General features: G+C 37.6%; 14 protein-coding genes. 4 read left to right on the top strand and 10 right to left on the bottom strand.

Going from position 1 to position 13556, the window contains the following annotated elements:
• Positions 1–3: 3 nt before the first annotated feature.
• The 7 genes from cysK to LKL37_RS06250 form a co-directional block, all read right to left on the bottom strand.
• Positions 4–915: a cysteine synthase A gene (gene cysK / locus LKL37_RS06280; protein WP_431609717.1), complete on the bottom strand. Its 912-nt coding sequence runs from the start codon at positions 913–915 to the stop codon at positions 4–6.
• 29 nt (positions 916–944) lie between these two features.
• Positions 945–1775, bottom strand: a complete 831-nt coding sequence (gene epsC / locus LKL37_RS06275; protein ID WP_431609716.1) for a serine O-acetyltransferase EpsC — start codon at positions 1773–1775, stop codon at positions 945–947.
• Between the two features lie 4 nt (positions 1776–1779).
• On the bottom strand, positions 1780–3018 hold the full coding sequence (locus tag LKL37_RS06270; protein ID WP_431609715.1) for a sulfate adenylyltransferase subunit 1: 1239 nt from the start codon (positions 3016–3018) through the stop codon (positions 1780–1782).
• Between the two features lie 93 nt (positions 3019–3111).
• On the bottom strand, positions 3112–4020 hold the full coding sequence (gene cysD / locus LKL37_RS06265) for a sulfate adenylyltransferase subunit CysD (protein WP_431609714.1): 909 nt from the start codon (positions 4018–4020) through the stop codon (positions 3112–3114).
• A gap of 12 nt (positions 4021–4032) precedes the next feature.
• Positions 4033–4746: a phosphoadenylyl-sulfate reductase gene (locus LKL37_RS06260; RefSeq protein WP_431609713.1), complete on the bottom strand. Its 714-nt coding sequence runs from the start codon at positions 4744–4746 to the stop codon at positions 4033–4035.
• Positions 4747–4828: 82 nt separating this feature from the next.
• Positions 4829–5245: an RrF2 family transcriptional regulator gene (locus LKL37_RS06255; RefSeq protein WP_027372388.1), complete on the bottom strand. Its 417-nt coding sequence runs from the start codon at positions 5243–5245 to the stop codon at positions 4829–4831.
• A 166-nt stretch (positions 5246–5411) separates the two neighbouring features.
• Positions 5412–5906 carry a GNAT family N-acetyltransferase gene (locus LKL37_RS06250; protein WP_431609712.1) on the bottom strand — a complete coding sequence of 165 codons (495 nt, stop codon included), beginning with the start codon at positions 5904–5906 and terminating at the stop codon, positions 5412–5414.
• 149 nt (positions 5907–6055) lie between these two features.
• On the opposite strand from LKL37_RS06250, the gene LKL37_RS06245 reads away from it, so the two are divergent.
• The 3 genes from LKL37_RS06245 (at position 6056) to LKL37_RS06235 (ending at position 10515) form a co-directional block, all read left to right on the top strand.
• On the top strand, positions 6056–7450 hold the full coding sequence (locus tag LKL37_RS06245) for an aminopeptidase P family protein (RefSeq protein ID WP_431609711.1): 1395 nt from the start codon (positions 6056–6058) through the stop codon (positions 7448–7450).
• 14 nt (positions 7451–7464) lie between these two features.
• Entirely contained in the window at positions 7465–9636 is a 2172-nt protein-coding gene (locus LKL37_RS06240; RefSeq protein WP_431609710.1) for a S9 family peptidase, read from the top strand.
• A gap of 273 nt (positions 9637–9909) precedes the next feature.
• On the top strand, positions 9910–10515 hold the full coding sequence (locus tag LKL37_RS06235) for a DNA-3-methyladenine glycosylase (RefSeq protein WP_431609709.1): 606 nt from the start codon (positions 9910–9912) through the stop codon (positions 10513–10515).
• 3 nt (positions 10516–10518) lie between these two features.
• Here LKL37_RS06235 and mug read toward each other — a convergent pair whose 3' ends face one another.
• A complete protein-coding gene (mug, locus tag LKL37_RS06230) occupies positions 10519–11022 on the bottom strand; it encodes a G/U mismatch-specific DNA glycosylase (RefSeq protein ID WP_431609708.1) in 504 nt (167 codons plus the stop codon).
• A 249-nt stretch (positions 11023–11271) separates the two neighbouring features.
• On the opposite strand from mug, the gene LKL37_RS06225 reads away from it, so the two are divergent.
• On the top strand, positions 11272–11589 hold the full coding sequence (locus tag LKL37_RS06225) for a DMT family transporter (protein ID WP_431609707.1): 318 nt from the start codon (positions 11272–11274) through the stop codon (positions 11587–11589).
• 192 nt (positions 11590–11781) lie between these two features.
• Here LKL37_RS06225 and LKL37_RS06220 read toward each other — a convergent pair whose 3' ends face one another.
• Positions 11782–12483, bottom strand: coding sequence for a LytR/AlgR family response regulator transcription factor (locus tag LKL37_RS06220; RefSeq protein WP_431609706.1), 702 nt, complete (start codon positions 12481–12483; stop codon positions 11782–11784).
• Positions 12464–13537 carry a sensor histidine kinase gene (locus LKL37_RS06215; RefSeq protein ID WP_431609705.1) on the bottom strand — a complete coding sequence of 358 codons (1074 nt, stop codon included), beginning with the start codon at positions 13535–13537 and terminating at the stop codon, positions 12464–12466. Before LKL37_RS06215 ends, LKL37_RS06220 begins: the two co-directional genes overlap by 20 nt.
• Positions 13538–13556 lie beyond the last annotated feature (19 nt).

Here is a 13556-nt window from a genome sequence, read left to right as displayed (position 1 = left end):
GATTTAGAAGAGTCCTTCTACGGACAGATATCTTTCTCCGGTATCGTAATTGATGGTAAGGATTTTAGCGTTAGGTTGTATTTCCGGTAAATGTTTGGCGATGGCTGCTAAAGCGGCTCCTGTGGAAACTCCAACAAAAAGACCTTCTTTTTTAGCGGCATTAAGGGCATATTCATAAGCTTCTTCTTTACCTACTGTAATCACTCCATCTAGAAGGGTAATATCCAGAATGGAAGGTACAAAGCCTGCTCCTAATCCCTGTAATGGATGTGGTGCCGGGCTTCCTCCGCTTAATACAGGGGATAATTCCGGCTCTACAGCAATTACTTTTACGTTAGGAAATTTTTCTTTTACCGTTTTTGCGATTCCGGTGATGTGTCCTCCGGTTCCTACTCCTGTAATGATATAATCAAGACCATCCGGAAAATCTTTTAAAATTTCCTGAGCGGTGGTTTCTACATGTACTTTTACATTGGCAGGGTTGTCAAACTGTCTTGGAATCCATGAATTAGGTGTTTCTTCAGCCAATTCACTCGCTTTTTCAATAGCACCTTTCATTCCTTTTTCTCTTGGAGTCAATACGAATTCCGCTCCGTAAGCTTCCATGATTTTGCGGCGCTCTATACTCATGCTTTCCGGCATGACAAGAATGAGTTTGTATCCTTTTACAGCAGCTACCAAAGCGAGTCCTATTCCTGTATTTCCACTGGTAGGCTCTATGATAATGCTGTCTTTATTTAATAATCCTTTGGCTTCTGCATCTTCAATCATGGCCAGGCCAATTCTGTCTTTAATACTTCCGCCGGGATTGCTTTTTTCAAGTTTGATCCAGATTTCATGATCTGAATTGAAGAGTTTATTAATTTTTACGACGGGTGTATTTCCAATCGTTTCTAATGCATTCTGAAATTTCATATCAATGTACTTTTTATTTTTGTTTTTTCTTAAATCACAAAGGTTAATGATTCCGGCAATGAGCTATTATCCTTTATTTTTATTTCACTTTTATGGTAGACCAGAGAGTTGGCGGGGACATCCTGTGTTACCCACACATTTCCTCCTATGACACTTTCTCTGCCAATGGTGGTTTCACCTCCCAGAATAGTGGCTCCCGAATAGATAATCACATCATCTTCAATGTTGGGATGTCTTTTCTGATGGGCTTTTTCTTTGGAAACATTCAAAGCTCCGAGGGTGACTCCCTGATAGATTTTGACATTGTTCCCGATAACGGTAGTTTCTCCGATCACAATTCCTGTCCCGTGGTCAATAAAAAAAGACTTTCCAATGGTGGCTCCCGGATGAATATCAATTCCGGTTTTACTGTGGGCATATTCAGAAATGACACGGGGTAAAATTTTCACTTTCTGAGTCCAAAGCTGGTGCGAAATACGGTAGACATACGTGGCAAAAAAGCCGGGATATGCCAGGTATACTTCTTCCAGAGAATCTGCGGCCGGATCAAATTCCAAAATAGATGTTGCATCCAGAACCAATTGATTATAAAGCTCCGGTAAAGCCTCAAAAAACTGACTGACCTGTTTTTCAGTAAGGTCTTTATCTCCTGTTACCGTATTGATAAGGTCTGAATGTGTTTCCTGTAATGCTTCAAAATTTCTTTTCAGCTGATCTTCAGTATTCTCATTCTGAGGAAGGAAAAGTGTTTCGTACAAATCCTTCACCCATTTTTTGGTCTTTATTTTATCAAAGAATCCATGAATATTATTTTGTTTGGTCTGGTGAATTCTTTGTATTAATTGATCGGAAATTGGCATCTTTCTATTGAATTATACAGGCTGCTACCGTTGAATTGGACGTTTCATCTACCAAAATAGCCGAGCCGGTTGTTTTATTATTGGTAAAGCTGTCATACACCAGAGGCTGTGCTGTACGGAGTGTAACTTTTACAATTTCGTTCAGTTTAATTTCGCCATCAATCTGTTCCCTGATCAGGGTGTTGACATTGATTTTGTAATCTACCTCTTTTACAACTGCTTTTACAAGTCTGCTGTTTTGCTGCAGAAGGTATTTATTCCCTGGCTGCAACGGTTTCTGATCTAGCCAGCATAAAAGAAGTTCAAGGTCTTTTTCAACTGTGGGAACATGCTCTTCCGTGGCAAAAATATCTCCCCGGCTGATATCTACATCATGAGCAAGGTGGATCACAGCTGGCTGGCCTTCAAAGGCTTCTTCTTTTTCAACACCATTGATCTCAATTTTAGTGATTTCAGTGGTCAGTTCTGCCGGAAGAATATGAATTTTGTCTCCTTTTGTAAATTTTCCGCTTAATATTTGTCCGGCATATCCTCTGTAATCATGCAATTCCTCAGTTTGAGGACGGATTACATACTGAACCTGAAAACGGCTTCCGTTGTTTTTTTCTTCATTAATCGTTACTTCTTCAAGGTATTTCAGAAGTGAATTTCCTTCGTACCAATCTGTTCTGGAAGATTTTGAGACAATATTATCTCCTTTCAGCGCTGAAATCGGAAAATAACTAACGTCATTCAATCCTAAATTTTCCGCAATTTTCGAATATTCTGATTTTATATTTTCAAAAATTTCTTCGGAATAATCTACCATATCCATTTTGTTGATGGCTACAGCAACTTTTTTCAACTGTAATAAAGAAGCGATGATGGAATGTCTTCTGGTCTGTTCAATCACCCCTTTTCGGGCATCGATCAGAATAACCATCAGATCAGAGTTTGACGCTCCGGTGATCATATTGCGGGTATACTGCACATGTCCTGGTGCATCAGCAATGATAAATTTCCTTTTTGCGGTTGAAAAATAGCGGTACGCAACATCAATCGTTATTCCCTGTTCTCTTTCTGCACGCAGACCATCCGTTAAAAGGGCAAGGTCTACTCCATCTTCATTTTTGTTTTTAGAATGTTTTTCAAGGACTTCCAACTGATCCTGTAAAATACTTTTGCTATCGTAAAGCAGTCTGCCGATAAGGGTACTTTTACCGTCATCTACGCTTCCCGCTGTTATAAATCTTAATATATCCATACGATGTTAATTATAAATAATAAGTGATAAATTATGAATGATAATTGATGAAAATACTTGTGTAATCATTGATCAATTATCTTTTATCATTGATTAAAAGTAGCCTCCTTTTTTTCGGTCTTCCATGGCGGCTTCTGTTACCCTGTCGTCAATTCTGGTTTCGCCACGTTCTGAAATTCTAGTGGCTACAATTTCTTCGATTACAGCATCTATTGTTATGGCATTAGATTCTACAGCTGCAGTGCATGTCATATCTCCTACGGTACGGTAACGGATTTTCTTGGTTGTGATAATATCTTCTGGTTCTAAGAACACGTGTGAAGAATTGGCAAGCCACTGCCCATTAAAGTCGATTACTTCTCTTTCATGCGAGAAATAGATGGAAGGGAGTGCTATTTTTTCTCTTCGGATATAGTTCCAGATGTCTAGCTCTGTCCAGTTGCTGATAGGGAAAACTCTTACATTTTCTCCTTTATGGATTTTTCCGTTGAAAATATTCCAAAGCTCTGGTCGCTGAAGTTTAGGATCCCACTGCCCGAATTCATCACGAACTGAGAATATTCTTTCTTTGGCACGTGCTTTTTCTTCATCTCTTCTGGCTCCTCCAATACAGGCATCAAATTCAAATTCTTCAATAGTATCAAGAAGTGTATACGTTTGCAGCCAGTTTCTGCTGGGGAATTTACCTTTAGCCTCAGTCAGTTTTTTACTTTTAATAGTATCTTCCACTTTTCTGACTGCCAGATTAACATCCAACTGTTTTACCAGCTGATCACGGAAATCCAATACTTCCGGAAAATTGTGCCCGGTATCTACATGAACAAATGTGAATGGGATTTTACCATGGAAGAAGGCTTTTCTCGCCAGATGAGCCAGAACAATACTGTCTTTTCCTCCGCTAAATAATAAAGCCGGACGTTCAAACTGACCCGCTACTTCTCTTAATATATAAATAGATTCGGCTTCTAACTGATCTAAATAGTTTAACTGATGTATTGACATTTTTTTCTTTTTTTATTGATGAATATGCAGACCGCATTCTTTTTTGTTGGCATCTTCCCACCACCAGCGGCCTGCTCTGAAATCTTCCCCTTCTTTGATTGCTCTGGTACAGGGTTCACATCCTATGCTTACAAATCCTTTTTTATGAAGGTGATTGTAAGGCAGATGATGATCTTTTACATACGCTGTCACCTGTTCTGTCGTCCAGTGAAGGATAGGATGATACTTAATAATCTTATTATCCGGATCCCATTCCAGCTGAGGCATATTTTTTCTGTTCGCAGAATGTTCAGATCTCAGACCGGTAATCCATACTTCATAGCCTTCCAGTGCTTTTTTTAAAGGATGAACTTTTCGGATGGTACAGCATGCTTTCCTCTTTTCTACAGATTGATAAAAAGAATCCGGACCATTTTCTGTGACAAATTCTCTGAGCTCTTCCATATCCGGATAATAGGCTTTGATGTTTTTTTTAAAAAAAGCCTTAGTGGATGTCCAGGTTTCATAGGTCTGCTCAAAAAGTCTTCCCGTATCAAGGGTGAATATTTCAATATTTAAATCTTTTATCAGATGAGTGATGACCTGGTCTTCGTAACTGAAACTGGTTGAGAAGATCACTTTGTCCGGGAATCTTTCAGTCAGTATTTGCAGTCCATTAGTTTGAAAAGAAGCTTCATTAGACTCTTTTACAAGATTTTCGAATTCATTTTTCAGACTGTTATTCATTTTGAATTGAGATTTAATTCTTGCAAATATATACAAAATTCTATAACTCCTATCAAAATGGTAGAATTTAAATGAAAAAAAATTATTTGTTATTGATAAACTTAGTCAGAGTGGCTTCCATCATGCTTGTTCTGGTCTTTTCACGAACGATCATTAATTCTTTTCTCAGATAACAGACTGCTTCATCTACACAATCGTCACAGGCTTCGTAAAAGTTTAAAGAAACACATGGGGTAAGCGCAATAGGACCATCGAAAATACGGTAAATATCTGCTAACGAGACCTCATCGGGTGATTTTAGAAGGTAATACCCTCCTACCTTACCTTGTTTACTATTGACAAGTTTGGCTCTTTTAAGTTCGAGAAGAATTTGTTCCAGAAATTTCTTGGGAATGTTCTCGTCTTGTGCAATAACGGAGGTTGGCAGAAAGCCCTGGTTATAATTCCTTGCTAATCTGACCATTGCTTTAAGCGCATATTTGCAACGTTTCGACATCATAATCTCTGCAAGTTATGATAAATTATCTGATAAATGAAATGTTTTATGGTGAAGGAGTTGAAAGTGGAAGTATATAAAACCACCCCGTCAAAAATTCTTTGAATTTTCGCCACCCCTCCACAGGAGGGGAATTTAAAGACTTTCGTTTGTAATATGAGACACAAGTTTACTCTTTCTGTAAAATAAAGTAAGCAAGTTCTTTATCCTCGCGAATCAGATTTTCAATTCTGTTGAAGCCGCTTTTCAGAAGTACTTTTTGTGATCCGATATTATCAAGATCGGTTACTGCAACAATATCTTTTTTACGATTTAGTGAGGAACAGTAGTCAACAAGTGCTTTGCAGACCTCGGTTCCAAGTCCTTTACCCCAGTAATTTTCTCCCAGGGTATACCCTATTTCTATTTGTTCAGGGTTGTCCAGAAAAACTCTGGCAAGACACATTCCTACAAAATCCTGAGTCTGAGCATTAAATATTCCCCATCTGCTGAAGGAGCCTTCTTTATAATCGGCTAATGCTTTATCGAACATTTCCTTATATTCTTCGGGAGTCTTGTAAGGAAGATATCGGGTAACGTTTTCATTTTGAAAAAGAGTGGAAAATAAAGAAAATTCTTCAGGAGTAAATTCGCGGATGATGATGGTGTCGTTTTTATAATGCATTGTAAATTTATAATGAAATTGGGCAATACGCTAAAATTACATAAATAAACTAAGAGCCTATCATAAAAATCTAACCTTTATTGTAACAAAGACGTCTTTCAACGATACAAATCGTACATTAAACCTCTAAATAAAAAACTACTCATAATATGTTTTCAGCAACCACCTACCAGGATAGAAGAGCCGTATTGCAAGCCAATTTAGAAAGCGGAATTTTATTGTTTCTGGGAAATATCGAAAACCCTGTGAACTTTGAGCACAACCCCTATTATTTCCGTCAGGACAGTACCTATTTATACTATTTCGGAATCCAGGAACCCCATATTGCGGCCATTATTGATATTGATGAGAATAAGACCATTATTTTCGGAGATGAATTAAGTATAGATGATATCGTATGGATGGGCAGACAGGAAACCCTGAAAGAAAAAAGCCTGAAATCCGGTGTACAGGAAACACGTCCTTATACGGAACTTTCTCAATATATTCTAAAAGCACTGACTTCAAAAAGAAAAGTGCATTATCTTCCTCCGTATCAGCCTTTCAATAAAATTTTGCTGGCGGATCTTCTTGGGATTAAAATTGCTGAATTACAACCTTCTGTAGAAATGATCAAAGCAATTGTAAAGCAACGTTCCATTAAAGAATCTCAGGAAATTGTTCAGATAGAACAGGCAGTAAATGTATCCAATGAAATGCATCTGTTGGCAATGCTTGCAGCGAAACCGGGAATGAAAGAATATGAAATTGCCAATGCCATCCAGCATCTTGCAGGTAATAAAGAATGCCAGATGTCTTACCCTCCAATCGTAACGATAAATGGGGGAATTCTTCATAATCATTACCGTCTTAATACGATGAAAGAGGGAGATTTGTTTCTGAATGATTCCGGAGCGGAAACAGCGATGGGATATGCAGGGGATCTTACCAGAACCTTTCCTGTGAGCAAGACTTTTACGACAAAGCAAAAAGAAATGTATGAAGTGGTTCTGAATGCTTTTAATAATGCCCAACAGCTTTTGAAGCCGGGAATCCTATTTAAAGATATCCACTTGAAGGCTGCACAGCATCTGGTAGAAGGACTTATTGATCTTGGACTGATGAAAGGAAGTCCTGAAGACGCTGTAAAAAACCATGCCCATACCCTGTTTTTCCAATGCGGACTGGGGCATATGATGGGGCTTGATGTACACGATATGGAAGATCTTGGTGAGCAATATATTGGTTACACTGAAGCAGAACCAAAAGATACCAAAACATTTGGATTGAAATCTTTACGTTTAGGAAAAGCTTTGGAATCCGGATTTGTAGTAACGGTTGAGCCAGGTATCTATATGATTCCGGAACTCATTGACATGTGGCAGGCCGAAAATAAAAATGCAGACTTTATTAATTATGATAAAGTAAATGAATACCGAAACTTCGGAGGAATTCGTGTTGAAGACGACTTCCTGATTACAGACGACAGCTACAGGCTTCTGGGTAACGGATTGATTAAAACCGTTGAAGACATTGAAAATTACAGAACTGAGCATTTAGCTTAATCCCAATAATATCTATGAAGAACATAAAAAAACTAACAGTCATTGCATTGTACTTTCTGTGTCTATCGCCTTTTGCAGCACAAAAAACACAATGGACACCAGATGGCAATGCGTATTATTCATTTACTAAAAAAGGAGTTGAAATTGTGGATGTACTGCATCCCGGAAAAGACCAGACGCTTTTAAACAGCAGTGAGCTGGTTCCTGCAGGAAGTTCTGAAGCACTTCAGGTACAGAGTTTTCAGGTATCCCCTGATGATAAAAGTTTATTGCTTTTTGCCAATACCAAAAAAGTATGGAGAGATAATACCCGCGGAGATTATTGGATTTTTGATAAAAACACTAAAAAACTTACCCAACTTGGGAAAGGCTTACCATCTTCATCACTGATGTTTGCAAAATATTCACCGGACGGTAAAAAAGTAGCTTACGTGTCCAAGCATAATATTTATGTTGAAGATCTTTCCAACAATCAGCTTACCAAAATTACTACAGATGGAACGGATGGAATGATCAATGGTACTTTTGACTGGGTATATGAAGAAGAATTTGGAACTCAGGACGGCTTCAGATGGTCTCCTGATGGGAATAAAATCGCTTACTGGAAACTGGACGCACGAGGAACGAAAAACTTCCTGATGATCAATAATACCGACAGCCTGTATTCATTTACCATTCCGGTAGAATATCCAAAGGTGGGCGAAAACCCTTCGGGATGCAGTATCTGGTTTTATGATCTTGCTTCCAAATCTTCAAAGAAAGCTGAAATTGCAGGTGATGAAATGCAACACTATATTCCAAGAATGGAATGGGTACTGGATTCCAAATCTATTATTCTGCAGCAATTGAACAGAAAACAGAATCAGAGCAAAATTATTCTGGCAGATGCCAATTCCGGAAGCAGTAAAACCATTCATACGGAAACCGATGCTGCATGGATTGATATCAAATCCCGCTGGAATGATAACGATCCAAAGGGTTGGGACTGGATTGACAATGGAAAAGAATTCTTATGGCTTTCTGAGAAAGACGGATGGAGACATATTTATAAAATAGATATGAACGGTAAAGAAACATTGATTACGAAAGATGCCTTCGATGTGATTAAGCCTGAGTTTTTTGATGTTCAGAACAAACAGATTTACTTCTTAGCTTCTCCAAATAACGCCACTCAGAAATACCTGTATAAAGTAAGCATGAAAGGAGGAAATGCTCAAAAAGTGACCCCTGAAGCCTATAAAGGATCCAACGAATATACCATTTCTCCTAATGGAAAAATTGCTATGTTTACCAATAACAGTATCAATGCATTTTCCGCAGATGCAGTGGTATCACTTCCGGAGCATAAAGAGCTTGTAGCTGCCAAAAGATCTGCAAAAGCTGATCCTTCTAAGTCTAAAACTGAATTTTTTCAAATTACGACACAGGATGGTGTTACATTGGATGGCTGGGTAGTGAAGCCTAAAAATTTTGATCCCAATAAAAAATATCCTATCGTTTTTACAGTCTATGGAGAGCCTGCTATGCAAACGGTAACAGACGAATTTTATACCGGTTGGAATTGGTTATATGCCGGAGATATGGCGGAAGACGGCTATTTATATGTTTCTCTTGAAAACCGTGGAACACCCGCTCCAAGAGGCCGCGAGTGGAGAAAATCTGTCTATAGAAAGATAGGCCAGATGAATATCCGTGATCAGGCAATGGGAGCCAAAGCCTTATTCGCAAAATGGCCTTATGTGGATACTTCGAGAGTTGCCGTATGGGGCTGGAGCGGTGGAGGTTCTTCTACCCTGAACCTTTTGGGACAATATCCTGATATTTACCAAACGGGTATTGCAATTGCTCCGGTTGCTAATCAGTTGTTCTACGACAATATCTATCAGGAACGTTATATGGGACTTCCGCAGGAAAACAGAGAAGATTTTGTTAAGGGTTCACCATTATCTTATGCTAAAAACTTAAAAGGAAACCTTCTGTTAGTTCACGGAACAGGTGATGACAATGTACATTATCAGAATACTGAAGTATACATCAATGAACTGGTAAAATACAACAAACAGTTTCAGCTGATGTCTTATCCTAACCGTACCCACGCTATTAATGAAGGAGAAGGAACATCTCTGCATTTGACGACCATGTTTACAAAATATCTGAAAGAACACTGCCCTCCGGGAGCAAGATAAATAATGAAAGTCTCACAGCGATGTGGGACTTTTTTGTTGTAGGATTAAACAAAAATTCCCCGGATTGCTCCAGGGAAAAATAAGTGTCAAAACCTATAAATTTTTATAGTGGTGTAAAATGATGTTAAATAATAAGAAACAATGGATGTGCCAAATTAATCACTATTTTATGAAATGTGACTTTTTGTGGTATCTTTTTTTACTTAATCCTATAGCTCTTCTATTTTTACAAGATTATCCCTAAATTTGAATGAATAATTTCTAAAATCATTCATGAAACTACCACGCTCCTATTACTCCAATCAGGAAGTTCTTTTTCTGGCTCAGGATCTTTTGGGAAAAGTACTTTTTACAGAACTCAATGGGGAAACAACAGCCGGAATCATAGTAGAAACAGAAGCCTATTTTGGAGTTAAGGATAAAGCTTCCCATGCGTATGGAGGAAGACGAACTGACCGCACAGAAACATTATACAGCCAGGGCGGAATTTCTTATGTATATTTATGTTATGGAATTCACCATCTTTTCAATGTAGTAACTTCTGTGGAAGATGATCCTCATGCTGTTCTGGTGAGAGCTGTAGAACCTTTGATAGGTAAAGAAATCATGGAGCGAAGGAGAAATATGCCGGCTTCTAAACCAGCCATTTCTGCAGGTCCGGGATCAGCATCCAAAGCATTGGGGATTGATCGGTCATTCAACAAAAAAGATTTAACGCAAAATGAAATATGGATTGAGGATCATGGTATTTCATATACTCCGGACGAAATCATTACAGGACCTCGTATAGGTGTTGCTTATGCACAGGAAGATGCACTTTTACCATGGCGTTTCTTTGTAAAAGGAAACAAATATGTGAGCAAGCCCAATAAAGTATAAATATCAGGATTCATGAACGGAATTATAAAATTCTTTATAATGAATAACCAGGCTGTCAAGAGAAAAACCACGGTTCAAACCACTGGTATTGGGTAAAACCCATACTTTTGATCCACAGAAATCCTCAGGCTGTGCTCCCCACAGAATTTCTTTCTTTTTAGAAAAAGCCTTATAAGCTGCTTTACCAAGAAAAGCAATATATTTCGGTTGATAGTTTGTTATTTTTAATTTGAAACTTTCAAGAGATTCATCAAATTCTTCCTTAGAAAGCTCATCTGCACGCGAAGTTGCTCTTGCTACGGCAGTCGTCAGTCCATATCCGAAATCCAGAAGAGAAGTATCATTGGCTGCTTCTATTTCATACGGTGTAAACCCTGATTGATGCAATACTTTCCAAAAACGGTTACTCCTTCCGGAAAAATGATGGCCATCATTGGATGATTTTAAACCAGGGTTGATTCCGCAAAAAATAACATCGAGATGATTTGAAATAATATCTGTAAGCATTAGATTGGTCTGTATAAAAGATTAATTTACAGCTTAAAGGTATCAATATTTGTAGGATTCAAAGATAAATTTTATTTAAAAATACGGTACGTTTCATCTTCTTTAAAAGACGTTTTATCTCCAGTTTTTGCGGTGTCACCTACTTTATGGTATTCAATATGAATTGATAACGGTAATTTTGTGACAGTAATTATGATGTGATATTCTATAGTAAAGAACCCATTTTAAGACATCATTAAAACAAATAGTATGAACTGGATTGCATTAATTATCGCAGGAATTTTTGAAATCGGATGGCCTTTGGGGCTTAAACTCTCTCAACAGCCGGAAAATAATAAATGGAGCTGGATCATGTTCTCTATCTTATGTATGACGATAAGCGGAGGATTTCTTTGGTATGCCCAGAAAAGCATCCCTATCGGAACGGCATATGCAGTCTGGACAGGAATTGGTGCAGTAGGAACTTTATTGGTAGGGATTCTGTTTTTTCAGGATTCAGCCAGTATTTTAAAATTACTTTCTGCATTGCTAATTGTTGTAGGAATCGTTGGTCTTAAGCTATTCTAATAAAAAATTGGCTTAAGATGATCACTCATCATTAAGCCAAAACATTATTCAACATTCAAATAATAGACTATCTTCATTTATATTTGCCACCCATTGAATCGAAGGACTTAAAATTCCCCTCCCTTGCAGGGGTGGCAAAAATTCAAAGAATTTTTGACGGGGTGGTCTAAAGCATGATTTCACTTTTCTCCCCTAAAGCTCCATCAACGGCTTATAAGTTCTTCCCACAGGAAGTTTTTTCCCATTGATCTGAATGATATTCGCAGACTTTTCTTCTATTTTTGATCGGGATATAATATAGGATTTATGAATGCGGGTAAATATTTTAGGGTTTAAAGCCTCTTCTATCTTGCTGATAGGCATTTTAAAAGTGAAAGTCCCTGTTTTCATATGAATATTGATGTATTCTCTTAAACTTTCGATATATAAAACATCCTGCAGGATAATCTTAATCTGCTTTTTACCACTATTGATGAAAATAAAATCACGTTCAGATACTTCCAGCAAAGCATCTTCTGCCATTATCAGATGTTTAAATTTGCCAATAGCCGCCTGAAAACGCTCATATGGAATAGGCTTCATCAGATAATCCGTAATATCAAGTTCATAGCCTTCTACTGCATATTGATGATAGGCTGTGGTAACAATGACAAACGGAGGATTTTTTACTTTCCTGAGAAAATCAAAACCTTTTACTACCGGAAGATGAAGATCCAGAAACATCAGATCTACATCATGTATGCTTAAAAGGCTGCTGGCATATACTGCATCCGCACATTTTCCTACAAGATTCAGCTCCGGATCTCTGGAGATGAAATTTTCCAGAATTTCCGAGGCAATGGGCTCGTCTTCTACAATAATGCAGTTGTATTTTTTAGAGGGTTCGTGTGTCATGGAAATCTATGGTTAATGTTACAATATAACGGTCGACTTTATCCTCTATAGAAAGTATATGTTGAGGATAAAGCAGTTCAAGCTGTCTACGGATATTTTTCAGTCCTATCTTTGTGGAATGTGCATGAGGTTTTTCTTCCTTGGAATTTTCTATAGAATAAGTGAGAATTCCTTTCTTTAACTGAATATCAATAGTAATGAATGTATTTCCCAAACTTTCTGAAGCTCCATGCTTGAAAGCATTTTCTACAAACTGTATCAATATCATAGGAGAAATTTCCTGAGAAGGATCATCCATATTTTCCGTGAAATTTAAGGTTAGATCATGGTGGCGGATTTTCTGGATCTGGATGTAATCCCTGATGTTTTCAATATCCTTTGCTATAGAAATGGTTTTTTCTGCCGCCTCATAGATATTATATCTCATGACTTTAGAAAGCTGTAGAATAACATCTGGTGTCTCATCCGCTTTTTTCAGAGCCATTCCATAGATATTATTGAGGGTATTGAAAAGAAAGTGAGGATTGATCTGAGCTTTTAACATGGTAAGTTCCTGATCCAGCTTCTCTGATTTTAACTGAGACATCTGCTCTTTTAGAACATTTTTTTGCCGTGTAATTTCAACTCCGAAGATCAGTCCTACCATAAAAATAAGATCCATAAAAGAATTGAAAGCTACATAGCCATTCATAAATCCGGAAACCTGTTTTCCATCCAAAGTTTCTGTAACCCCATAAATGTAAGGATAAATGATAAAGTGAGTGAAAAAACGATGTCCCAAAACAGCAGTTATTGCAATAAGAATATAGAAAAGGTATTTGAAAATCTCTTTACTATGAATCTTTTCGTACACATACAGTAATGCATAAGCAAGAGGCATTTTGATCAAAAGATAACCAAGCTCCAACATAAGCGTATTCTGAAGTCTTATTTGCCATTTAAAATCAGGAAACTGATACCGCGACCAGTAAAAGTCAAGGTAAACTTCCAGAATATAATACAATATCCAAAAAAGCAAATGAACCCGTAACTTAGATCTGCTGTTTCGTTTCAAGCTTATAATGATTTAATAG

It is taken from the genome of Chryseobacterium sp. 'Rf worker isolate 10' (assembly GCF_050753305.1).
GTDB lineage: Bacteria > Bacteroidota > Bacteroidia > Flavobacteriales > Weeksellaceae > Chryseobacterium.
This window is presented reverse-complemented; position numbering and strand designations above follow the sequence as displayed.